We start from the raw sequence: 23383 nt of genomic DNA on the forward strand, positions 1-23383 counted from the left end.
TTCACGATAATTATAAATCCCCGGCGGTAGCACAAGTTGCCAGGCAATTTCTTCGGCTTTCTCACGCCCCAACAGCAAGAACACAATCTTCAGGGCGAAATCAATGGATGTCCCAGGCCCTTGGCTGGTGACCAAATTGACTCTTCGGTCGTAAACAACGCGCTGATCCATCCATTTCGTGGGCGTGATTTTATCCTTCAATGCAGGAAAGCCGGTCATATTCCCTACTGGAAATAAGTTGTGATGCTCAAGCACCAAAGCCGGGGCGGCGCAAATTGCGGCTACCAACTGGCCTTCATTATGTGTTTGCCGGATTTTTTCTACCAATAACGGGCTGTCGCGAAAACATTCCGCACCCTTAATTCCACCGGGCAGAACCACCACATCAAATTTTTGATCCGCCACATCCACAAGACGGGTGTCGGCCAATAACCGGACACCACGGGAACAGACTATTTCCAGCTCACCGTCACCGGCGACACTGGCTGTTGTGACCTTAATACCGGCGCGCACCAGAATATCAATGGTGGTGACAGCTTCGGTTTCTTCACTACCAGGAGCCAGGCAAACCAGTGCCGAAACGCTCATACTCATTTTCCTTACGTTTAATTAAATCATACAGGCGGGCATTCTCCGGTAATGTCATACCGTGGCTTCGTGCGCGGCGCAGCAAATAGCCAGTGATATAATCTATTTCGGTGTGCCGTTGGCAGCGCAAATCCTGTAAAAGTGACGAGGTGTTATCTGCCGTGCTCTGAATAACGTTATTTACATAGTTGAGCAGACTTTCAGTTGAAGTATGGTAGCCCTCCATCTCCATCACACTGGCAACTTCAGCACATAAGCGTTGAATCAGCTCAGGGTAGCGCTGCAAATCACCATTGCGGCAGTTATATTGGCCGGTAAGTGGATTAATTACGCAGTTTACCGCCAATTTTTGCCAGCAAGCAGCTGAAATATCGTTATGCCAGGCAACTTCGGGCAGGGCTTGATGCAGCACATCCGCCAGCGGACTGATATCTTTCGCAATAGGTGAGGTTGGGCCGATATGGGTAATGCCACTGGCGACATGGACAATCGTGTTGCCATCCCGGCGCGCTGCATGAGTGGTAACACCGCGCAGAACAATATGCTCATCTCGAGGCAATTCTTCCTGAGTCCCCATCCCATTATGGAGCAGTAAAATTTTACAATCAGGATTAAGCTTAGGCAGTAGGGCGGTCACCGCGCTGGAAACTTGCCATGCTTTTAAGCAAACCAACAGTAATTCACTTTTCGACAAATGCTCGGGATCGTTAGTGGCAAGGTTCTGATTGAAATCTTCACCATTTAACGTAATGACATTGACTGAACAAAAGGGCTGCGGCACACGAAGCCAGCCTTGTACATCATGGCCTTGCTGATATAACGCAGATAGCCATAATTGCCCGAGAGCTCCGCAACCAAGCACAGTAATTATCATTGAGACCTCCTTGGTATTAGCGGAAATACACCACTTATTTTTAACTATTATGATTTGATTATAGACTTTTTGGTCACTAAGCGCAGAGTTAGCTACACGTCGGGTTCGCTAAGCCCAGCAAGTTAGTTGAGTAATTGTCAGCGGCTTGGCTTTGTCTGTAGGGACAAAGCGGGTATTATGCTCGCCATTGATCTTATCTGGAGGAGGGAATATGCCATCTTTCGACATCGTATCTGAAATTGATATGCAGGAAGTGCGTAACGCCGTTGAAAACGCCACCCGTGATCTGGCGAACCGTTGGGATTTTCGTAACGTTCCAGCGAGTTTTGAGTTAAATAGAAAAAAACGAAAGTATCAAAGTAGCCAGTGAATCTGATTTTCAGGTGGAACAACTACTGGATATTTTGCGTGCGCAACTGAGTAAGCGCGGTATTGAAGGTGCAGCGCTGGAGATCCCAGAAGAAATGGATCGCAGTGGCAAAACCTACAGTGTCGAAGCTAAGCTGAAGCAAGGTATTGAAAGTGTGCAGGCGAAGAAGCTGGTTAAGCTGATTAAAGATAGCAAGCTGAAAGTTCAGGCTCAGATTCAGGGTGAACAAGTTCGTGTAACCGGCAAAGCCCGTGATGATTTGCAGAGTGTGATGGCATTGATTCGCGGTGCTGATCTGGGCCAGCCATTCCAGTTCAATAACTTCCGCGACTGATAGTTAGTTAAATCAGGTACAAAGATTGTTATCTTCTTTGTACCTGATGCTGATTTATAGCGCGTTAACCAATTGCTCAAGCTGGCTGCGGTTGGTTTTTTTCGTGTCCACTTTGATGTAAGCGCTGCGCTCCGCCGCCACCACTACCGCCTCCGTGACGCCCGGTTGAGCTTTAATTCGCTCCTCCAATGCAGAATCTTTTACCGCCAATTCTGACAAGGTAATTCGCAGGCTACTGACATAGGGCGGCTCCTGCATGGTGGTACTGATGAAGAACCATACCAGCGCGATAACTGCCCCGGCGGCAAATACTATTCCCGCGCCCTGCATACCAAATAGCCAGCCACCTAAACTCCCGCCGATAGCCACGCCGATAAACTGGCTGGTGGAGTAAATCCCCATCGCTGTCCCTTTATAGCCTGCGGGCGATTCTTTACTAATTAATGATGGCAATATTGCTTCCATCACATTGAAAGCAATAAAGAATAATTGCACGCCAGCAATAATAATCCATAGCTGTTGCCCGGCAGACCAGAGGACAACCTCGGCGGCAAACAGCACGGCAACGCAGCCCACAAAGACCTGTTTCATGCGGCGTTTAACTTCAGCATAAATAATGAATGGCACGACGGCGGCGAACGACACCAGCATGGTTACCAGATAAACAATCCAATGCTGGGCAGGGGGTAATCCTGCGCTGGCCATAATTTGCGGTAGTGCCACAAAGCTCGACATCAACAGAATATGCAGGCACATAATGCCAAAGTTAAGCTTAAGCAACCGGCTGTTATTGAGCACTTTGCTCACACTGCCCTTGACGATGCTGGACTCGCGATTAAGCACATGTCTTTCGGCATCAGGCACCACGGCTAAAGTGATAACAATGCCTAATAGTGCCAGTATCGCGATTCCCCAAAACAGCGCTTGCAGACCAAAGGCATGGGTCACTATTGGCCCAATAACCATTGCAATCGCAAAGGTGATACCAAAACTGACACCAATAAATGCCATCGCTTTGGTGCGGTTTTGTTCGCGAGTCAGGTCAGATAACAGAGCCATCACCGCCGCCGCTATTGCCCCAGAGCCTTGTAATGCGCGCCCCAGAATAATGCCCCAGATAGAGTCACTCATTGCAGCAATAACGCTACCCAAAGCAAATACCAACAGGCCGCCGACAATCAGAGGCTTACGGCCGATACGATCGGAAACCAGTCCAAATGGGATCTGGAAGATGGCCTGAGCCAGACCATAAATACCAATCGCAATACCAATCAGTGCTTCACTGGCACCTGAAAGTGCCATTCCATAGGTGGTGAGAACTGGCAAAACCATGAACATGCCAAGCATGCGCAAAGAAAATACTGTACCCAGCCCCCAAGTCGCTCGAAGCTCTAGCGGGGTCATTTTATTGTCGTTCATTGCACCTCAAAAAACATTCTGCGCGATACTCATCATCTTCTAAGTTGCTATTGTGCTGGCTGTGTTTGTTAATCCGAATAACTGACTGGTAGTTGACCTACCTTAGTTAGCGCATCGCGACGTTGAACTGGCCGCCTTCCTGCATCTTGAAATCTATTGGAGTATTGTAATGATGTTAATAGGGGCCGGTAAATCTATAGATGTTTAGAATGTATTACAGGCGAGTTTTTAGATAGCAGCCGGGTAGGGTAGAAATACAAAGTGGCTGGTAGGTAATGAGCCTGCCAGCCACTTGAGTTATTTTTCTAACATCAACTCGGTTGAGCTTATCCGACGTAAGTCAGCAACCCTGCCGAGGAAGGGACATTGAAATCAACCGACATCATGACGCTCAATGACGTAATCGCAATGATAGAGAAGACAAATAGTTTTCTCGCCCAGACGATGTCATTGGTTGCTTTATAACCGCGCAATGCCATTCCCAACCACCAGACACTTACCGCAGCAGCAACCACCAGATATTTATAACCGGCATAGCCACTCAAGGTCAGCATCAAGGTTGCTACCATAAATGCCAAGATATAAAGGGTAATATGGTTTTTGGTGACCGATATTCCTTTTATTACCGGCAATACCGGAATGTTGGCAGCTTGATAATCCTTAAAGCGGAAAATCGCGATGGCATAAGAATGCGGCATTTGCCACAAGCTGAAAATAAGCAACAGAATCAATGCACCCATATCAAACTGCCCGGTAACGGCGCAGTAACCAATCACTGGCGGAGCGGCACCTGACAAGCTACCAATCAAGGTGCCGTAGACGGATTTGCGCTTCATATAGAGGCTATAAACCCCAACATAAATAACAAAGCCGATGACTGCCAGCCACATGGCTAATGGGTTAGCGGCGACGTAAAGCAACAACATGCCAGCAATACCCAAGACTGATGCATAAATCAGGCTCACTTTCGGATCGATAAGCCCTTTTACCAGGACACGATTCTTCGTTCTCTCCATGACTCGGTCGATATCACGGTCGATATAGTTGTTAAATACACACCCGGAGGCAACAACTAACGAGACACCGAACAGGGTGGCGAGAAAAAGGGGGTAATCAATCACGCCTTTGGAAGCGAGGAGAAATCCCCCAACGACAGAAATTAAATTGCCGAAAATAATTCCTGGTTTAGTTACTTGCAGGTATTGCTTAATCATCACATGCAGCTCTTCAGTCAACCATCATATTGATGTTGAGGTTGTACATAATCCAGAGTGAGCCCACAACAACGATTGCGATAATCATAGCGGTGAACAGAAACGCCACCAGATTCCAACGTTCTTCGGACGATCCATTCATATGCAGGAAGTACACCAAGTGCACAATAATCTGCACTACGGCTAAACCAACCACTGTGGCCAGAATAGTCGTATGGGAGGCGGTACCGCTCATCACCATAGCGAATGGAATAACTGTCAGAATGACCGACAGAATGAAGCCAATAATATATGACTTCAAGCTACCGTGGCTGGCTCCACCGTGAGTAGTTGTTGGATGACTCATTACATGGCTCCTAACAGATAGACAACGGTGAATACACAGATCCAGACCACGTCCAGGAAGTGCCAGAACAAGCTCAGGCACATCAGGCGGGTTCGGTTCGTTTCATTCAGACCGCGTTTGGCTACTTGAATCATCATAATGATGATCCACACCAGGCCAGCAGTAACGTGAATACCGTGGGTGGCAACCAGTGCGAAGAAGCTGGACAGGAACGCACTGCGATCCGGGCCGTAGCCTTCAACAATCAGGTGATGGAATTCATAGATTTCCATTGCCACAAAGCCCAGACCGAACAGGAAAGTCAGACCTAACCAGGTATTAACCTGGTTTTTGTGGCCTTTATTCATGCCCAGCATAGCAATGCCGTAAGTAATACTACTGAACAGTAACAGGAAGGTTTCGACCAGAACAAAGTTCAAGTCGAAGATATCCTTGCCTGACGGGCCGCCAGCGGTTCCGTTGACCAGGACTGCATAAGTTGCGAACAAGGTCGCAAACAAAATACAGTCGCTCATCAGGTAGATCCAGAAGCCGAAGACCTTAGTCGCTCCTGCATCGTGATGCCCATGCTCTGCATGGGCGACGTTGTGGTTAGTCAGAGTTTCAGTTGACATTATTCACGCCTGCTTTGCTGAGTTGTTCATGATGAAGATTTTCAATGCGCTCAACTTCTGCAACTGGCACATAGTAATCCACATCCTCGTCGAAGCTTTTCACAATCCAGGTCACAATCATGCCAGCGAAGCCAATAATGGCCAGCCACCAGATATACCAGATCATGGCAAAGCCGAAGATCAAGCTGAAGCCAGCAATAATCACACCTGCACCGGTATTTCTCGGCATGTGGATTTCTTCGTATTTCGCTGGGCGTTTGTACGCTTCGCCTTTCTCTTTCATATCCCAGAATTCGTCACGGTCAACAACTTCAGGGACTACAGCGAAGTTATAGAACGGCGGTGGGGAAGAGGTAGACCATTCCAGCGTACGGCCACCCCAAGGGTCACCGGTCAGATCGCGGTTTTGTTCGCGGTCACGGACACTGACGTACACCTGAATAACCTGGCACAAAATACCACAAGCAATCAGAGCAGCACCGCATGCCGCCACCATCAACATTGGGTGGAATTCCGGGTTGATGTCCTGGCTCAGACGACGGGTCATCCCCATAAAGCCCAGCACATACAACGGCATGAAGGCAACGAAGAAACCAATTATCCAGAACCAGAATGCACGGATGCCCCATTTCTCATTTAGCGTAAAGCCAAAGGACTTAGGCCACCAGTAAGTCAGACCGGCGAAGCAACCAAATACCACACCACCGATAATAACGTTATGGAAGTGCGCAATCAGGAACAGGCTGTTATGCAGTACAAAGTTTGCACCCGGAACAGCAAGCAGAACGCCGGTCATCCCACCGATAGAGAAGGTGATAATGAAGCCAATCGTCCACAACATTGCGGAGTGAAACTGAATACGACCTTGGTACATGGTGAACAACCAGTTGAAGATTTTCACCCCTGTTGGGATGGAAATTATCATCGTCGCGATACCAAAGAAGGCGTTAACGTTGGCACCTGACCCCATGGTAAAGAAGTGGTGTAGCCAAACAATAAACGACAGCACGGTAATGGCGATGGTTGCCCAGACTAGAGAGGTGTAGCCAAACAGACGCTTTTTCGAGAAGGTTGCAGTAACTTCAGAGAACACCCCGAATACTGGCAGAACCAAAATGTACACTTCCGGATGGCCCCAGGCCCAAATCAGGTTGATGTACATCATCATGTTGCCACCCATATCATTGGTAAAGAAATGGGTGCCAATGTAGCGATCAAGAGTCAGTAACGCGACGGTCACAGTCAAGATAGGGAAAGAAACGATAATCAAAATGTTGGTGCAAAGTGCCGCCCATGTGAAGACTGGCATCTTCATCATCGACATACCCGGCGCACGCATTTTCAAAATAGTGGCGAAGAAGTTAACACCGGTCAGCAAGGTTCCCAGACCAGAAATCTGTAGACTCCAAATCCAGTAATCGACCCCGACACCCGTGCTGTACTCTTTGCCCGACAGTGGCGGATAAGCCAACCAACCGGTTTGCGCAAATTCACCGACTCCCAGCGAGATGTTGATTAACACCACCCCGACGACAAAGAACCAGAAACTCAGTGAGTTCAGGAACGGGAAGGCAACGTCGCGTGCACCAATTTGCAAAGGTACGACGATGTTCATCAGGCCAACCACGAAAGGCATCGCCATGAAGAAAATCATGATTACGCCGTGCGCAGTGAAAATCTGATCATAGTGATGAGGCGGGAGGAACCCGGCTTCACCCGCGGAGGCCAGCGCTTGCTGACCGCGCATCATGATGGCGTCGGCAAAACCACGCAACAACATGACCATGGCGACCAGAATATACATGATCCCGATTTTTTTATGGTCAACAGAGGTCAGCCATTCGCTCCATAACCATTTCCATTTGCCGAAATAGGTCAGGGCAGCAACCAGGGCCAGCCCGCCTACAATAATGGCAGCAACGGTAACCATAATGATTGGTTCGTGTAGCGGAACCGCATCAAGTGTTAATTTTCCCAACATCGTTTTATTCCTCGGCTCCGGCGTGAGCGGCGTGTTCGCCCATATCCATGCCCTGGCTCATATCCATACCTTTATGGGTATCATTGCCTTTCTGGTGCATGTTCATATCGCCCATAAATTTGCCAATGATTTCTTTAAACAGCTCCGGCTTAACGCTGGAGAAGTACTCAACCGGATTGTTTTCACTCGGTTCAGCCAACTTATCGAAATCAGCAAGGGTATTTAGGGTGTTTGGCGATTTTTTCACCTGTGCGACCCACTGGTCGAAATCACCCTGCGTTGGTGTTGCGATCGCAGTGAATTTCATCCCAGAGAAGCCTTTACCACTGAAACTACTGGAAATACCATTGTATTTACCGGCTTCATTGGCGATCAGATGCAGTTTGGTTTGCATCCCGGCCATCGCATAAATCTGCCCGCCTAACTGAGGAATAAAGAATGAATTCATTACCGAGTTAGATGTGATCTTAAAGTTCACGGGAACATCTGTAGGGAAGGCGATTTCATTGACGGTAGCAATACCTTGTTCTGGATAGATAAATAGCCACTTCCAGTCGAGGGAAACTACTTCAATGGTGATCGGTTCTTTACCTTCAACGACTAAAGGTTTGAACGGATCAAGTTCGTGAGAGGTTTTCCAGGTTATCGTTGCCAAAATGGCAATGATAATGATTGGAACAGCCCAAACAACAAGCTCAATTTTGTTGGAATGGGACCAGTTTGGGGTGTAGGTCGCACTTTTGTTGGACGCGCGGAACTTCCATGCAAAAGCAAACGCCATAAAAATAACCGGAATGACGACGATCAACATTAAACCGATAGCAGTAAGTATCAGTGTTTTTTGTTCGACTCCGATTGCGCCTTTGGGGTTCATCAATACCATATCGCAACCACTGAGCATGACGGTGGCTGCTAATAAAGACAACATACCCATATTTTTAATGTATTTCTTAAGTCTCATCTAACGACCTCAATTACAAAAGGGCTCTATTGTCGTTTCATGTGTGCGGGCATTTTACGGGAAGGTTGCAGGACTGTAAACATGCTTAAGATTGTGTCAGCGGCTTGTTGACACTTTATGTTAAGGGGGTCACAGATGTTACTGTGCAAGACAATTTTCTAATTGCAACAATGTGTTGGCGCTAATGTAGGGTAGAAAAACCGTGGATATTAAGGAAAAACAACGTTTATTGCGGTTTTATTTACGGGAAATACTGATTTTAAATTATTAATTAATTTTATTTTATGTAGATAATATGTAGCGAAGCCGTAAATTAACATGCATTCGGGGTGCTATAAATAGTCACCCCAGAATGATATCAGTTAGAAATTATATTTAATTGAGTAGACGATACCGTCTTGTAAAAAATCTTCGCCCAATTTGTTATAAGCATAACGATACTGAATACCTGTAGTGAATTGCTTAATTGGTGTCCACCAAAGTGCAATCGCCCCATTCACCCCGTTACGGCCACCGTTACCTGCGGCATAACGTTCTGCTCGGTTGAACTCCAGTTCATTCCAGTTGGTGATACTGAAGTTTTCCTCAAACGCCGTAAAGTCATAACCGGCCACCCAGCCCACGACATAGCCGTTATTGCCAGAGTAATAAGTTTGATCAACATAATGCAGTGCAACAAAAGGTTTCATCCACACACCGGCTACGGTGGCGTTATAGCCAATCCCGTACAAGGTATTTACTTCGTGGAAGTTGCTGTAATTGTTACCTTCAGCGCTTGGCAGTGAGTAAGTGCCATAAATATGGCCATACAGGTTAAAACCAGAGTCGCCTAAGTAATAACGGCCGGTTGTTTTGAAGGTATAACGTTGATTATCGCCAGGCTGTGCTGTTTTTGAATTGAATGGGTTTTCAAGATCAAAGAAACCGTAAACCTCGCCCCAGCTATAACCTGCCCCACCTTCCAACTCGATATAAGCAAAGTCATCTTTGTGCGAAGAATCGCCTGATTTATGCGTAGTGCTGCGAGTCCAGTCAAGATAGTTCATGCTGATATTGGCAAATCCCCACTGATATTCAGCTTGTGCGGCAGGAGCCAAAGTGATCGCAGTCAGCGCTACGGCGCCGATAAGAATTTTACGCATAAATGCCTCTGTGTAGTTGAAAGATGTCAGAAGAAACAAAAGGACACAGTCCTTAACAAAAAGTGCGCTCATCATAGACTCAGAGCACGAAAGGATAAATAGCCGAGAGTGATCAAGATCTCGTTTTGTGAATAATGTTTTGCAATAGTTGCTTAAGTTTGTGATGCGGTTCAAGTATCGCGCAGGGGGAACTTTAAATAACCCCACTGAATGAGATTGTTTTTCTGGCTGATAAAAACAAAAAAGCCGGTATAAGCACCGGCTTTAGTTAATATATGGAGCTTGTTAAGCTAGTTTCTCTCGTTTTAGCGCGAGATAATCTAGAATTCCGCCGAGCACCATACCTACCACACTGAGTTGAATACCCCGCAGCAGTAGCATATCGGCTAATTGTGGTGCAGCGGTCAAATCCAACGCATTGCAAATCAGCAAAATCAGCCAAATCGCCAATAATATGCAGCCAATCGTCAAAAAGCGTAACGCCCAACGGTAAGCGGTTTTAAATGCAGTTCGGGGCATAAATTCATCTGTTTTCTGGGTATGTTCCAGTGTCTGCCGGCAGATATACAGCAGCAGCAGCCCTGGGATGGCCGCGGCAATTGAGAATAAATAAAACAGCGGCCAGCCATGCATTTCAACAAACCAGCCGGCAATGGGGCCAACATAAACCCGACCTACTGCCGATAATGCGGATAACAAAGCAAATTGTGTTGCCGAGAAAGATTTGTTACAGAGCGTCATCAGCAGTGCGACAAACGCCGCAGTCCCCATTCCCCCGCATAAATTTTCCAGGAAAATAGCGCTACCCATAGAGAATATATTCTTGTCAGTGATGGATAACAGCCAATAACCGGCATTGGAGATCGCCTGTAAAATCCCAAAAATCATCAATGCCCGGAATAAACTCAAGCGCCGCATCAGCAGGCCGCCATAGAGGGCGCCAATAATAGTGGCAATCAATCCTAAAGATTTATTAACCAATCCGACTTCACCGGCATCAAATCCAACGCCGCGGATCAGGAATGTGGTGCTGAGGCTGGCGGCAAAGGCATCGCCCATTTTGTATAACACGATAAGCAGCAGGATAAGCCAGGCATTGTTGCGGCCGAAAAAGTCACGTAATGGCTCGACAACCGCCTGTTCCAAGGTTTTGGGCGGGGCAATTTTAATATCGGGTTCAGGGGCAAAAAGAGTGGTAATTACCCCGATTAGCATTAATCCGGCCATCAGCCAGTAAGTGTATTGCCAGCCAAGATAGCGATCGGCTATCCACAGTGCCAGCCCGCCAGACACCAGCATCGCCAGGCGATAACCTAATACCGAAACTGCCGCCCCAGTGCCGCGCTCTTCCGATGTCAGTAAATCAGTTTTATAGGCATCAAAAACAATATCTTGCGAAGCAGAGCAAAATGCGACTAATACGGCGATAGCCGCCAACCACCATAAGTGTTTGGCCGGTTCCATAAAGCCCATGGCAAATATGGCAACAATTAATAGCAACTGACTGATTAGCAACCAACCACGTCGGCGGCCAAGAAATGAGGGGGTGTAGCGGTCCATCAATGGCGACCAGAGGAACTTGAAGACGTAGGCCTGACCGACCAGAGAAAAAATGCCAATAGTTTTTAGGTCGACGTTTTCGACCGTCATCCAAGCTTGCAGTGTCCCACTAGTAAGGGCTAAAGGAAGGCCTGAAGCAAATCCTAATAATAAAAGAACAAGAGAATTACGCTGGGTAAAAAGGTTCGAATAGCGATTGGACATGTGAGACCTACGTGCTCTCCCTTAAGTGCCGGGAGAGCATTCTGTTAAGCAGTAATAATGTTAAGCAAACAGCAGATTAGCGGGCATTTTCTTTGATAAAGCTGCTGACACTGGTGTCTTGCGCCATATCGGCAATGACATCGCTTAGCACGGTATTAACGGCATTGGTGATTTTTTCGTTGGTGGCGGTAAATGCGCCCTGCACGTTGTAACTGGCACGGTAGTTTTTCACCTGTTTATTGCCATTTTTTGCAGTAGCAGTAATAGAAATATCAGCCTTGGTGGTGATGTTGTAACGCAGGTTACCTTCTTGCACATCAGCATATAATTGATTTACAACAATTTGAAGGTCAACTGGGGCATTGGTGCCAATCATATAACCGCGGGCAGTCATTTGTTTTTCCAGAACTTCCTGTAACAGGAAACGCAGGTCACGTGATGGTGTTAACACCACCAGTTGACCATCACGATTGACTTTCGCCAAGGCTGAATCTTGGCGCTGATCCGCGCCATTAATGCTAATAGTAACCCCCATCAAGGTAGGGTCTTGTGGTGGTAAGACGACTTTAGGGGTGACGTTTAAGGTGTTGTTGGTGGCAGCACAACCCGCCAAGATAAAAACAGCCAACAGCGGGAAAAGAATTTTCTTTAGCATGTTCACTTTCTCAATAGTTATGGAATTTTTTAATAATCAGAGCGGGATAGCGGCTATGTTATTTTGCGAATTTGCAGTGGCGACATCATAGCACTGCGATGGGCCGGTGGAAGATCCCGATGCAGAGAAATTCACCAAAAAAGACGATTTTCCGCCAAGAGGTCGTGTATTTAGGACTAAGGGCTTACAAATAACCTTTTGCTGGCCCGCAGATGAGTCTCTTAACCTAAATCGCTGTTGAGGAGATATTCAGGATATTTTGTATCTGAAATGTTATAAAACAGCGAAAATAAACTAATATTACCATAGCGAGTAGGCAGTTCTCTGCCTAAGCAGTAAGGAGAGCGCGATGATTTTGATTCGAGAACAAATTGAAGAGAAACTTAAAATAGCATTCGAACCGGATCATCTGGAGGTGATTAATGAAAGTTACCGCCACAATGTTCCTGCCGGCTCTGAAAGCCATTTTAAAATTGTGATCGTCAGCAATAAATTTGAGGATCAGCGCTTTCTAAGCCGCCACCGGGCGATTTATAGTGCGTTGGCTGATGAGCTGGCAAGCACGGTTCATGCGCTGGCCTTGCATACCTATACTCAGAAAGAGTGGGCTGGGTTACAAGATACCGTGCCAACTTCACCTTCTTGTCGCGGGGCGGGTACATTGGCCTAATCTGCCAGCGTAATCAAATACAAACCGGATAACAGTAGTAATTCTGGTCTGATTTAGGGTATTAGTAGGTGAGAATTTTGCGAGCGGCCTTTAGGGCCGCTTGTGTTTCTATATAGGCGACATGTTAGTTTCATTAGTGTGCTGTGGGAGTTTTAGCCGAGGGAACGATCAACGCGTGAATTTTACCGCGACAACATTCGCTTGCTTTCCTCGACTCATAACCTGCGCGCCGCTATAATGTCGCGTCTTATTTTTCCGGAATGGTTTCGGGACGCTTCTGACATCTGGGATACTCGGTTCTGTTTAATGCGGCCATCCCGGTTCTTAGAAGATGTTTTCAGAGTGGGTATCATTCCTGAAAGGGGATTGGTGCTGCTTTGTTTGCAGCTTCTGGAGTTGACCGAGCACTGTGATTTTTTTGAGGTAACAAGATGCAAGTTTCTGTTGAAACCACTCAAGGCCTTGGCCGCCGTGTAACAATCACTGTTGCTGCTGACAGCATTGAGAAAGCAGTAAAAAGCGAATTAGTTAAAGCCGCTAAAAATGTTCGTATCGACGGTTTCCGTAAAGGCCATGTGCCGATGAATATCGTTGAACAGCGTTACGGCGCATCTGTTCGCCAGGATGTATTGGGTGACCTGATGCAACGTAATTTCGTTGATGCGATCATCAAAGAAAAAATCAACCCAGCTGGCGCACCTAACTATGTGCCAGGCCAGTATAAGCAGGGTGAAGATTTTACTTATTCCGTTGAGTTCGAAGTGTATCCGGAAGTTGAGCTGAAAGATCTGGAAAGCATTGAAGTAGAGAAGCCAGTTGTTGAAGTTAATGACGCTGACGTTGATACCATGCTGGACACTCTGCGTAAGCAACAAGCTACTTGGAAAGAAACTGACGCCGCAGCAACAGCTGAAGACCGCGCAACTTTGGATTTCACCGGCTCTATCGACGGTGAAGTGTTCGAAGGTGGTAAAGCGTCTGATTTCGTACTGGCAATGGGCCAGGGTCGTATGATCCCAGGTTTCGAAGAAGGTGTAATCGGCCATAAAGCCGGTGAAGAATTCACCATCGACGTAAACTTCCCTGAAGACTACCACGCCGAAAACCTGAAAGGTAAATCAGCTAAATTTGACATCGTGTTGAAAAAAGTTGAAGTGCGTGAGCTGCCAGAACTGACTGAAGAGTTCATCAAACGTTTCGGCGTTGCTGATGGTTCATTAGCTGGCCTGCGTGCAGAAGTACGCAAAAATATGGAACGTGAGCTGAAAGGCGCGGTGCGTAACCGTGTTAAAACTCAGGCAATCGACGGGTTGGTTAGCGCTAACGAAATCGACGTTCCAGCTGCACTGGTTGAAGGTGAAATTGACGTTCTGCGCCGTCAGGCTGCACAGCGTTTCGGTGGCAACGAAAAACAAGCTGCTGAATTGCCTCGTGAACTGTTCGAAGAACAAGCTAAGCGTCGCGTTGTTGTTGGTCTGTTGCTGGGTGAAGTTATCAGCCAGCACGAGCTGAAAGCTGATGAAGATCGTGTTAAAGCATTGATCGAAGAAATGGCTTCTGCTTACGAAGATCCACAAGAAGTGATTGAGTTCTACAGCCAAAACAAAGAGCTGATGAACAATATGCGTAATGTTGCTCTGGAAGAACAAGCGGTAGAAACTCTGCTGGCTAAAGCCAAAGTAACTGAAAAACCAACTACCTTTAGTGAACTGATGAATCAGACCACTAATGCGTAACGTTTTTTTGCATATTAACTGAGTGTAATCTCGACCCAATGAAAGCGGAGTTGTAGCGACTAGTCTTGCAACTTCAATTTCGGTAAGAATACTCAGTGTTTGCTTGATTAAGCCCGTTGCCTTTGGCTACGGGCTTTTTCTTTTAGTAACAATAATCCCTCAATAGTATGATTAATCTGGCATGTTTCACTGCAATCTGCGCTATATTTGAAAAGTGAAATAGGGTACTTAACAGATAAATAATTAACAGAGCATCAAGATTGCGGCAGGGATAGCAGGCGGTTATTAGTGCATAAATTGTGGGAGGGGCTTGAAAATGAATATTAATCCCCCAATTAACCTAATAGACGTTCATAACGATGTTGATGAAACACTGGCTGATTACCACCGTCGAATGAGTCTGTATCTACCCTAAATAATTCGAGTTGCAGGAAGGCGGCAAGGGAGATAACCCCGATGAGCTTACTGTCGTAAGTGATTCGGGTTATTGAGTGTAGCCAACGCACATGCAGCTTGAAGTATGACGGGTATAACCAGATTGTTTGCATGCAACCTTGATGCATGAGCATAGTCATCATTACTTATCTCAAGTAGAATCGGTTATGAATGGCGCCAAAGTAAATTCTATTAGGAGACGGTAATGTCATACAGTGGCGAACGAGATCAATTTGCACCTAACATGGCTCTGGTGCCAATGGTGGTTGAGCAGACTTCACGTGGGGAACGTTCTTACGATATTTTCTCCCGTCTGCTGAAAGAGCGCATTATTTTTCTGACGGGTCAGGTTGAAGACCATATGGCCAACTTGATCACAGCGCAAATGCTGTTTCTGGAAGCAGAAAACCCAGAAAAAGACATCTTCCTGTACATTAACTCACCAGGTGGAGTGATTACTGCTGGGATGTCGATTTATGACACCATGCAATTCATTAAGCCGGATGTCAGCACGATTTGTATGGGTCAGGCATGTTCAATGGGTGCATTCCTGTTGACGGCGGGTGCTAAAGGCAAACGTTTCTGTTTACCGAATTCACGCGTAATGATCCATCAACCGTTGGGCGGCTTCCAAGGCCAGGCCACAGATATTGAAATTCATGCCAAAGAGATTTTAAAAGTGAAATCACGCATGAACGAGCTGATGGCGCATCACACGGGGAAATCTCTTGAAGAAATAGAGAGAGACACTGAGCGCGACCGTTTCTTGTCAGCTGAACAGGCTGTAGAATACGGTTTAGTTGATTCTGTGTTCACCCGTCGTGACTAACGACTTATTTCTGTGAGCCGATATACTATAGTGAATATAAATAGAACAAATCGTGATGCTGAATAAATCAGATTGTGTATTGTTTGTACCGTTCCCATTATATCGGCTGCCCGTTGAAGGCTAACGTGGCATACAGAAGTAGAGAGAATAGTCTCCCTGCCATAGGATTTCAGGTATGGCAGATACTAAAGAAGAGGTTTACTGATGACAGATAAGCGCAAAGACGGTTCTGGAAAGCTGCTGTATTGCTCTTTCTGCGGCAAAAGCCAGCATGAAGTGCGTAAGCTAATTGCCGGGCCGTCAGTGTATATCTGCGATGAATGTGTCGATTTGTGTAACGACATTATTCGCGAAGAGATCAAAGAGGTCGCGCCGCACCGGGAGCGCAGTTCACTGCCAACGCCACATGAAATTCGTCGTCACCTGGATGATTACGTTATCGGACAGGAACCGGCGAAAAAAGTCTTGGCGGTTGCGGTGTATAACCATTACAAACGTTTACGCAATGGCGACACCAGCAATGGTATCGAGTTGGGTAAAAGTAATATTCTACTAATCGGCCCGACGGGCAGTGGTAAAACACTGTTGGCGGAAACCTTAGCACGCTTCCTGGATGTGCCATTTACGATGGCAGATGCGACCACACTGACTGAAGCGGGTTACGTGGGCGAAGATGTTGAAAATATCATTCAGAAGCTGCTACAGAAATGTGATTACGATGTGCAGAAAGCACAGCGCGGCATAGTCTATATCGATGAAATTGATAAAATTTCACGTAAGTCTGATAACCCATCGATCACCCGTGATGTGTCGGGTGAAGGTGTGCAGCAGGCTTTGTTGAAATTGATTGAAGGGACTATTGCCGCTGTTCCACCGCAAGGTGGCCGTAAACATCCGCAGCAAGAATTTTTGCAGGTTGATACCTCTAAGATTCTGTTTATCTGCGGTGGGGCTTTTGCGGGCCTGGATAAAGTTATCGGGCAGCGTATTAACACCGGCACGGGCATTGGTTTCGGTGCCACGGTAAAAGGCAAGTCAGAAAAGGCAACAGAAGGCGAGTTATTGAGCCAGGCTGAGCCAGAAGACTTGATTAAATTCGGTTTAATCCCTGAATTTATCGGCCGTCTGCCTGTTGTGGCGACCTTGAGTGAATTGAGTGAAGACGCTCTGATTCAGATCCTGAAAGAACCGAAGAACGCACTGACTAAACAATATCAGGCGTTGTTCAATCTTGAAGGTGTAGAGCTTGAGTTCCGTGATGAAGCCTTGACAGCTATTGCCAAGAAAGCGATGGCGCGTAAAACCGGTGCTCGTGGCTTGCGCTCTATCGTAGAAGGCGCTTTGCTGGATACCATGTATGATTTACCGTCAATGGACAGTGTGGAAAAAGTGGTAGTGGATGAATCAGTTATTGCTGGTCAATCTGCACCTATGCTGATTTATGGTCAGCCTGAAGCGCAAGCTTCTGGCGAATAATTAGCCAAATAATCCAGATGGTTAGTATGACAATGGGGGATTTTATCCCCCATTTCTTTTTCCTCGCATTGTAATCGTTGAATGTAAGACATTCGTCCCCATATACTCAATTACCTATTTAGTGAAACTCGTGATGACTCGTGTTTCACGAGATTCCCAGTAATCTGGCGGAAGCTAAACTAAGAGAGAGCTCTATGAACCCTGAGCGTTCCGAACGCATAGAAATCCCCGTATTGCCTCTGCGCGATGTGGTGGTTTATCCGCATATGGTGATCCCACTGTTTGTTGGCCGGGAAAAGTCGATTCGGTGCCTGGAAGCTGCAATGGATCATGATAAAAAAATCATGCTGGTTGCGCAGAAAGAAGCCTCAACTGATGAGCCTGGTATCAACGATCTGTTTTCAGTCGGCACTGTAGCTTCTATTCTGCAAATGCTGAAATTGCCTGATGGCACGGTCAAAGTGCTGGTTGAAGGGCTACAGCGTGCGCGTATCACCACGCTTTCCGACAGCGGCGAGCATTTTGCTGCCCAAGCGGAATACCTGGAATCACCGGTGATGGACGATCGTGAGCAGGAAGTCCTGGTTCGCACGGCGATTAATCAGTTTGAAGGTTACATCAAGCTGAACAAAAAAATCCCACCAGAAGTGCTAGCTTCATTGCATAGCATTGATGATGCTGCACGCCTTGCTGACACTATCGCGGCACATATGCCGTTGAAGTTAAATGATAAGCAAGCTGTGCTGGAAATGTTTGATATCACCGAACGTCTGGAATATTTGATGGCGATGATGGAGTCTGAAATTGATCTGTTACAGGTCGAAAAACGGATCCGTAATCGCGTTAAAAAACAGATGGAAAAGAGTCAGCGTGAGTACTATCTGAATGAGCAAATGAAAGCTATTCAGAAAGAGCTGGGCGAGATGGACGATGCGCCAGACGAGTACGAAGCACTAAAACGCAAAATTGAAGCGGCTAAAATGCCGAAAGATGCGCGCGAAAAAACCGAAGCTGAACTGCAGAAACTGAAAATGATGTCGCCGATGTCGGCGGAGGCCACCGTAGTTCGTGGTTACATTGATTGGATGTTGCAGGTGCCGTGGAGTAGCCGCAGCAAAGTTAAAAAAGATTTGGTAAAAGCGCAGGAAGTTCTGGATACCGACCATTACGGCTTGGAACGCGTTAAAGATCGTATTTTGGAATACCTCGCAGTACAGAGCCGGGTTAGCAAAATCAAAGGGCCAATCCTGTGTTTGGTGGGGCCTCCAGGGGTGGGGAAAACCTCTCTGGGGCAATCTATTGCCCGCGCCACAGGCCGCCAATATGTGCGAATGGCACTGGGTGGGGTACGCGATGAAGCCGAGATCCGTGGTCACCGCCGCACCTATATTGGCTCTATGCCAGGTAAATTGATCCAAAAAATGGCGAAAGTTGGGGTGAAAAACCCGCTCTTCCTGTTGGATGAGATTGATAAAATGGCATCTGATATGCGTGGCGATCCAGCCTCTGCATTGCTAGAGGTGTTAGATCCAGAACAAAACGTCGCATTTAACGATCATTATCTTGAAGTGGATTATGATCTGTCTGATGTGATGTTTGTTGCAACGTCTAACTCCATGAATATTCCGGCACCTTTGCTCGATCGTATGGAAGTGATTCGCCTGTCCGGTTATACCGAAGATGAGAAACTCAATATTGCCAAGCAGCATTTGTTGCCGAAACAATTTGAGCGCAACGCCATTAAGAAAGGCGAGCTGACCATCGACGACAGCGCCATCATGAGCATTATCCGTTATTACACCCGTGAAGCTGGGGTGCGTAGCCTGGAGCGCGAAATCTCCAAGTTGTGCCGTAAAGCAGTAAAAAATCTGCTGATGGATAAGACGGTTAAGCACATTGAAATCACGGGCGACAACCTGAAAGATTTCCTGGGTGTGCAGAAAGTCGACTATGGCCGTGCTGATACTGAAAACCGCGTAGGGCAGGTGACTGGTCTGGCATGGACAGAAGTCGGTGGTGATTTGCTGACCATTGAAACTGCCTGTGTTCCGGGCAAAGGAAAACTGACTTATACCGGTTCATTGGGTGAAGTCATGCAAGAATCCATTCAGGCGGCATTGACTGTGGTTCGTGCACGTGCGGATAAATTAGGTATTAATCCTGATTTTTACGAAAAACGTGATATCCACGTCCATGTGCCTGAAGGTGCGACACCAAAAGACGGCCCGAGTGCTGGTATCGCCATGTGCACGGCATTGGTTTCTTGCCTAACGGGTAACCCAGTGCGTGCCGATGTCGCCATGACCGGTGAAATCACTTTACGTGGCCTGGTATTGCCAATTGGTGGTTTAAAAGAGAAATTGCTGGCCGCTCACCGTGGTGGGATCAAAGTTGTGCTGATTCCAGAAGATAACAAACGTGATTTGGAAGAGATTCCAGACAATGTTATTGCAGATCTGGAAATTCATCCGGTTAAACGAATTGATGATGTTTTAGCCATTGCTTTGCAAAATCCTGCCTTCGGGGCACAGCCGGTAACGTCAAAATAGTGACGGATCGCAAGAAGTATTGATAAAACTGATGCTGGTGAGTGAAATGCTACTTGCCAGCTATTTTTTGTGCCGCTAAGTTAGTTCGGCTGTCTGGTAAAAGTTTACGCCTCTGGGCTGCTTGCTAAGGCCAGACAGGATTGATATAACAGCTGCGCTGTCGTGTTGTCCGTAGGGATTTCGGCGCAACGATAGAATTTTAAAGGGGATGAAAGAGTGAATAAGTCACAACTGATCGACAAAATTGCCGCAGGTGCTGATATTTCTAAAGCGGCCGCTGGGCGCGCGTTGGATGCAATTATTGCTTCTGTTACTGAATCTTTGAAAGAAGGAGATGAAGTAGCTCTGGTTGGTTTTGGTACTTTTGCAGTACGTGAGCGTTCTGCACGTACTGGCCGTAACCCGCAGACCGGTAAAGAAATCAGTATTCCAGCCGCTAAAGTACCAGGTTTCCGCGCCGGTAAAGGCCTGAAAGACGCTGTAAACTGATTATCACGTCAATCTTCAGCTGTGTTTGTGTTAAACAATAACCTGACGCAGTTGAGCTGGTAAGGTAAGATACAAGGCGCATCGTTATTGATGCGCTTTTTTTTCGTTTAGGTCGTTGAACTGACTGAGAGCTGAACTTACTAACCTGTAAGGGTGACGAAAAATATCAGCAGCCTGATGAGTAAAAATACCGTAGTAAAAAGTGCACTAAAATAAGTAGTTTTAACGCGCAGCAGCACGAAGGGCTGTCGCAAGGAATGCTGGGTTTATTTAGACCTGCGCAACAGTTTTAATCCATATTACAGCGGAGTATTGTCACATTATGATGGACAATTTACGCGCGGCTGCTAATAACGTCGTGCTCAAAATCATTCTGGCCTTGATCATGTTGTCCTTTATCCTGACCGGGGTTGGCAGCTATTTGATTGGCGGTTCCAACGACTTTGCAGCCAAAGTTAATGGCCAAGAAATTAGTCGTGCTCAGTTAGAACAAGCTGTACAGAGTGAACGTAGCCGCATGCAACAACAATTAGGTGAACAGTTCTCCGCTCTGGCCGCAAACGAAGGCTACATGCAGCAAATGCGTCAGCAGGTTCTCGGGCAGTTGGTCAACAATATGTTACTTGACCAATACGCTAAAAAATTAGGTCTGACTGCCAGTGATGCACAAGTTAAAGATGCCATTCGTCAGGCACCTTATTTCCAGACCGAGGGTAAATTTGATAACAGCAAATATCTCGCGCTGGTTAATCAAATGGGCTATACCCCAGACCAATTTGCTCAATTACAGCGCCAGCAGCTTATTAATCAACAATTGCTGCAAGCCTTTGGTGATACTGGCTTTGTTCTGCCAGCGGAAGCACAGGCAATGTCAGAGCTGATTTTGCAGCAACGTGACGTCCGTTTGGCGACACTAGACCTCAAAGCACTGCAAGCTCAGCAGAAAGTAACTGATGAAGAGCTGCAAGCCTATTACGACCAAAACAAAAATAGCTTTATTGCACCGGAACAGATGAAAATCAGTTTCATTGCAATGGATGCTGCGGCGATGCAGGACAAAATTACTGTTACTGAAGAAGATATCACCGCATATTACGATCTGCATAAAAGCAGCTATACCCAGCCAGAACAACGCAATTACAGTGTTATTCAGTTTAAGACTGAAGCCGATGCTAAAGCTGCGTTGGATGAGCTGAAAAAAGGTGCTGATTTTGCCACTATCGCAAAAGAAAAATCTACCGATATCATTTCTCGCAAGAATGGCGGTGAATTGGGTTGGTTAGAACCAGATACCACTGCCGATGAACTGAAACAAGCCAATCTGAGTGACAAAGGTCAGTTATCTGATGTGGTTAAATCCTCTGTTGGCTATTTGATTGTTCGTTTAAATGACATCAAGCCAGAGCAGGTTAAACCGCTGTCAGAAGTACATGATGCGCTGGCAAAACAGGTTAAGCAGGAAAAAGCTGTTGACGCCTATTACGCGTTACAGCAGAAAGTAAGTGAAGCGGCTACCAGTGATAACGAATCTTTGGCTTCTGCTGAAGAGGCTGCTGGTGCTAAAGCGAAGCAAACGGGTTGGTTCACCCGCGATGCAGTACCTGCTGACGTTAATTTCAAACCCGTTATTCAGGCTATCTTTGATGGCGGTTTAGTTGGTGAGAATGGTGCGCCTGGTAGTAACTCAGATGTCATCACCGTGGATGGCGATCGTGCGTTTGTTATCCGTATTGACGGCCATAAACCAGAAGGTATCGAGCCATTTGACCAAGTTCGTGATCAAGTTGCCGAATTGGTGAAACGCCAGAAAGCGGAGCAATTAGCACGTGTTGATGGTGAAAAGATTCTGACTGCGCTGAAACAAGGTAAAGGCGAAGAGGCCATGAAAGCCGCGGGTATCAGCTTCGGTGAGAAGAAAACCTTATCGCGGGCACCTGGTGACGAGCAATTGGTACAAACTGTCTTTGCCTTGCCTCATCCACAAAAAGATCAACCGGTTTATGGTTTATCTCAGGATCGTGCAGACAACATTGTATTGATTGAGCTGCTATCAGTGATACCAGGTAAATTGCCGGAAGGTGAAATGAAGACCTTTATCGCTAAAATGGAAGAAGGGGCGAGTAATGTGACCTTTGATGCATTAATGGCGAACCTGCACAAACAGGCCACGATTAAGATGGGTACTCTGGAGCAGCAGCAACCGCAATAAGCTTCGCATTCATTTGCAAATCGATGTAATAACGAAAGGTCGCTTTGGCGGCCTTTCGCATATCTGAAATCTGCTATTTGCTGTAAATCGGTGGGTGCGGCAAGGTAGTCGTGCTGTCAAACACAAGGAGGATACAGCATGAAATACCTAGGAAAGTTATTTGTAATTGCAGGATTATTGGTCGGTTTTAATCTTCAACTCTTAGCCCATACAGCACCTGTAAGCCCCACCAGTTCCTCTCAGGAAAAAGTGCTTAATCGGCCAGCTAACGCCACTGCAACCAATAAACCGGTGAACGCGACACAGGATAAAATGACGGTAACCGCGACAGCGGGCAGACTGGTAAATAGTCACCACAACCAAATTAATGTTAATAGTGCTGATGCGGAACAGTTGGCGCAGTTCCTCAATGGGATTGGCAAAAAGAAAGCGGAGGCCATTGTTAACTATCGCGAGCAGTTCGGCCCTTTTACGGATGCCGAACAATTACTTGAAGTCCCTGGTATTGGCCCTTCTTTTTTAGATAAAAACAGTACCAAAATTAAGTTGTAAATATCCTGGTCAGGTAGGTACAGCTGAGTGTTTGCCTGACTATTCTTACCGCTAATACCTCCCAGCATTTCATAATGTAAATCGTAAGGATAGGGAGAAACTGTGATGCGGATCCAGATTACATAGTAAGCATGCTATGAAGTGTTTTTCCTCTGCTACTCTTTTTCCCTGAGGTC

Annotated in this window: 20 protein-coding genes and 1 pseudogene; 9 read left to right on the forward strand and 12 right to left on the reverse strand. The window is 46.6% G+C overall.

Annotated features, from left to right (window positions below):
• Window positions 1-588, reverse strand: a 588-nt coding sequence (yajL, locus tag YROHD0001_RS09525; protein ID WP_032816837.1) for a protein deglycase YajL, incomplete at its 3' end; no start/stop codon positions are given.
• Window positions 551-1462, reverse strand: a complete 912-nt coding sequence (panE, locus tag YROHD0001_RS09520) for a 2-dehydropantoate 2-reductase (protein WP_004714564.1) — start codon at window positions 1460-1462, stop codon at window positions 551-553. The genes yajL and panE, both read right to left, overlap by 38 nt.
• A gap of 211 nt (window positions 1463-1673) precedes the next feature.
• On the opposite strand from panE, the pseudogene YROHD0001_RS19310 reads away from it, so the two are divergent.
• A pseudogene (locus YROHD0001_RS19310) lies at window positions 1674-2166 on the forward strand (YajQ family cyclic di-GMP-binding protein).
• A 54-nt stretch (window positions 2167-2220) separates the two neighbouring features.
• Here YROHD0001_RS19310 and YROHD0001_RS09515 read toward each other — a convergent pair.
• The 9 genes from YROHD0001_RS09515 to YROHD0001_RS09475 form a co-directional block, all read right to left on the reverse strand.
• On the reverse strand, window positions 2221-3585 hold the full coding sequence (locus tag YROHD0001_RS09515) for an MFS transporter (RefSeq protein ID WP_004714567.1): 1365 nt from the start codon (window positions 3583-3585) through the stop codon (window positions 2221-2223).
• Window positions 3586-3911: 326 nt separating this feature from the next.
• Window positions 3912-4799, reverse strand: coding sequence for a heme o synthase (gene cyoE, locus YROHD0001_RS09510; protein WP_004714568.1), 888 nt, complete (start codon window positions 4797-4799; stop codon window positions 3912-3914).
• A gap of 13 nt (window positions 4800-4812) precedes the next feature.
• On the reverse strand, window positions 4813-5145 hold the full coding sequence (locus tag YROHD0001_RS09505; RefSeq protein ID WP_032816838.1) for a cytochrome o ubiquinol oxidase subunit IV: 333 nt from the start codon (window positions 5143-5145) through the stop codon (window positions 4813-4815).
• Window positions 5145-5759: a cytochrome o ubiquinol oxidase subunit III gene (locus YROHD0001_RS09500; protein WP_032816840.1), complete on the reverse strand. Its 615-nt coding sequence runs from the start codon at window positions 5757-5759 to the stop codon at window positions 5145-5147. Before YROHD0001_RS09500 ends, YROHD0001_RS09505 begins: the two co-directional genes overlap by 1 nt.
• A complete protein-coding gene (gene cyoB, locus YROHD0001_RS09495; RefSeq protein WP_004714570.1) occupies window positions 5749-7740 on the reverse strand; it encodes a cytochrome o ubiquinol oxidase subunit I in 1992 nt (663 codons plus the stop codon). Before cyoB ends, YROHD0001_RS09500 begins: the two co-directional genes overlap by 11 nt.
• Before the next feature lie 4 nt (window positions 7741-7744).
• Window positions 7745-8701 carry a cytochrome o ubiquinol oxidase subunit II gene (gene cyoA / locus YROHD0001_RS09490; protein ID WP_032816842.1) on the reverse strand — a complete coding sequence of 319 codons (957 nt, stop codon included), beginning with the start codon at window positions 8699-8701 and terminating at the stop codon, window positions 7745-7747.
• Window positions 8702-9063: 362 nt separating this feature from the next.
• The gene (locus YROHD0001_RS09485) at window positions 9064-9843 is read right to left on the reverse strand and encodes a nucleoside-specific channel-forming Tsx family protein (protein ID WP_004714572.1); all 780 of its coding nucleotides are present in this window, start codon (window positions 9841-9843) and stop codon (window positions 9064-9066) included.
• A gap of 285 nt (window positions 9844-10128) precedes the next feature.
• On the reverse strand, window positions 10129-11607 hold the full coding sequence (gene ampG / locus YROHD0001_RS09480) for a muropeptide MFS transporter AmpG (RefSeq protein ID WP_032816844.1): 1479 nt from the start codon (window positions 11605-11607) through the stop codon (window positions 10129-10131).
• A 76-nt stretch (window positions 11608-11683) separates the two neighbouring features.
• Complete coding sequence (locus YROHD0001_RS09475; RefSeq protein ID WP_004714574.1) at window positions 11684-12262, reverse strand: lipoprotein; 579 nt, start codon at window positions 12260-12262, stop codon at window positions 11684-11686.
• A gap of 349 nt (window positions 12263-12611) precedes the next feature.
• Between YROHD0001_RS09475 and bolA the strand changes: the two genes are divergently transcribed.
• Window positions 12612-12932 carry a transcriptional regulator BolA gene (bolA, locus tag YROHD0001_RS09470; protein WP_004714575.1) on the forward strand — a complete coding sequence of 107 codons (321 nt, stop codon included), beginning with the start codon at window positions 12612-12614 and terminating at the stop codon, window positions 12930-12932.
• Between the two features lie 431 nt (window positions 12933-13363).
• On the forward strand, window positions 13364-14668 hold the full coding sequence (gene tig / locus YROHD0001_RS09465; RefSeq protein WP_004714576.1) for a trigger factor: 1305 nt from the start codon (window positions 13364-13366) through the stop codon (window positions 14666-14668).
• Window positions 14669-15003: 335 nt separating this feature from the next.
• Here the strand turns inward: tig and YROHD0001_RS20455 are convergent, their stop codons facing one another.
• Complete coding sequence (locus tag YROHD0001_RS20455; RefSeq protein WP_032816846.1) at window positions 15004-15246, reverse strand: hypothetical protein; 243 nt, start codon at window positions 15244-15246, stop codon at window positions 15004-15006.
• A gap of 62 nt (window positions 15247-15308) precedes the next feature.
• On the opposite strand from YROHD0001_RS20455, the gene clpP reads away from it, so the two are divergent.
• From clpP to YROHD0001_RS09435, 6 genes are all read left to right on the forward strand, one after another.
• Window positions 15309-15932, forward strand: coding sequence for an ATP-dependent Clp endopeptidase proteolytic subunit ClpP (gene clpP / locus YROHD0001_RS09460; protein ID WP_004714577.1), 624 nt, complete (start codon window positions 15309-15311; stop codon window positions 15930-15932).
• Window positions 15933-16136: 204 nt separating this feature from the next.
• On the forward strand, window positions 16137-17408 hold the full coding sequence (gene clpX / locus YROHD0001_RS09455; RefSeq protein ID WP_004714578.1) for an ATP-dependent protease ATP-binding subunit ClpX: 1272 nt from the start codon (window positions 16137-16139) through the stop codon (window positions 17406-17408).
• Between the two features lie 194 nt (window positions 17409-17602).
• Complete coding sequence (gene lon / locus YROHD0001_RS09450; RefSeq protein WP_004714579.1) at window positions 17603-19957, forward strand: endopeptidase La; 2355 nt, start codon at window positions 17603-17605, stop codon at window positions 19955-19957.
• A gap of 216 nt (window positions 19958-20173) precedes the next feature.
• Window positions 20174-20446: a nucleoid-associated protein HU-beta gene (gene hupB / locus YROHD0001_RS09445; RefSeq protein WP_004714580.1), complete on the forward strand. Its 273-nt coding sequence runs from the start codon at window positions 20174-20176 to the stop codon at window positions 20444-20446.
• 322 nt (window positions 20447-20768) lie between these two features.
• The gene (gene ppiD, locus YROHD0001_RS09440; protein ID WP_004714581.1) at window positions 20769-22655 is read left to right on the forward strand and encodes a peptidylprolyl isomerase; all 1887 of its coding nucleotides are present in this window, start codon (window positions 20769-20771) and stop codon (window positions 22653-22655) included.
• A gap of 138 nt (window positions 22656-22793) precedes the next feature.
• Entirely contained in the window at window positions 22794-23207 is a 414-nt protein-coding gene (locus tag YROHD0001_RS09435) for a ComEA family DNA-binding protein (RefSeq protein ID WP_004714582.1), read from the forward strand.
• Window positions 23208-23383: the final 176 nt, after the last annotated feature.

It is taken from the genome of Yersinia rohdei ATCC 43380 (assembly GCF_000173775.1).
GTDB classification, from domain to species: Bacteria; Pseudomonadota; Gammaproteobacteria; order Enterobacterales; family Enterobacteriaceae; genus Yersinia; species Yersinia rohdei.

Bases quoted from the DNA above. Each gene is read 5' to 3' on its own strand.
- clpP (WP_004714577.1), top strand. From the start codon at position 15,309: ATGTCATACAGTGGCGAACGAGATCAATTTGCACCTAACATGGCTCTG.
- bolA (WP_004714575.1), top strand. From the start codon at position 12,612: ATGATTTTGATTCGAGAACAAATTGAAGAGAAACTTAAAATAGCATTC.
- YROHD0001_RS09500 (WP_032816840.1), bottom strand. From the start codon at position 5,759: ATGTCAACTGAAACTCTGACTAACCACAACGTCGCCCATGCAGAGCAT.
- tig (WP_004714576.1), top strand. From the start codon at position 13,364: ATGCAAGTTTCTGTTGAAACCACTCAAGGCCTTGGCCGCCGTGTAACA.
- YROHD0001_RS09515 (WP_004714567.1), bottom strand. From the start codon at position 3,585: ATGAACGACAATAAAATGACCCCGCTAGAGCTTCGAGCGACTTGGGGG.
- YROHD0001_RS09435 (WP_004714582.1), top strand. From the start codon at position 22,794: ATGAAATACCTAGGAAAGTTATTTGTAATTGCAGGATTATTGGTCGGT.
- cyoB (WP_004714570.1), bottom strand. From the start codon at position 7,740: ATGTTGGGAAAATTAACACTTGATGCGGTTCCGCTACACGAACCAATC.
- YROHD0001_RS20455 (WP_032816846.1), bottom strand. From the start codon at position 15,246: ATGATGACTATGCTCATGCATCAAGGTTGCATGCAAACAATCTGGTTA.
- panE (WP_004714564.1), bottom strand. From the start codon at position 1,462: ATGATAATTACTGTGCTTGGTTGCGGAGCTCTCGGGCAATTATGGCTA.
- cyoA (WP_032816842.1), bottom strand. From the start codon at position 8,701: ATGAGACTTAAGAAATACATTAAAAATATGGGTATGTTGTCTTTATTA.
- YROHD0001_RS09485 (WP_004714572.1), bottom strand. From the start codon at position 9,843: ATGCGTAAAATTCTTATCGGCGCCGTAGCGCTGACTGCGATCACTTTG.
- ppiD (WP_004714581.1), top strand. From the start codon at position 20,769: ATGATGGACAATTTACGCGCGGCTGCTAATAACGTCGTGCTCAAAATC.
- ampG (WP_032816844.1), bottom strand. From the start codon at position 11,607: ATGTCCAATCGCTATTCGAACCTTTTTACCCAGCGTAATTCTCTTGTT.
- clpX (WP_004714578.1), top strand. From the start codon at position 16,137: ATGACAGATAAGCGCAAAGACGGTTCTGGAAAGCTGCTGTATTGCTCT.
- YROHD0001_RS09475 (WP_004714574.1), bottom strand. From the start codon at position 12,262: ATGCTAAAGAAAATTCTTTTCCCGCTGTTGGCTGTTTTTATCTTGGCG.
- cyoE (WP_004714568.1), bottom strand. From the start codon at position 4,799: ATGATTAAGCAATACCTGCAAGTAACTAAACCAGGAATTATTTTCGGC.
- lon (WP_004714579.1), top strand. From the start codon at position 17,603: ATGAACCCTGAGCGTTCCGAACGCATAGAAATCCCCGTATTGCCTCTG.
- YROHD0001_RS09505 (WP_032816838.1), bottom strand. From the start codon at position 5,145: ATGAGTCATCCAACAACTACTCACGGTGGAGCCAGCCACGGTAGCTTG.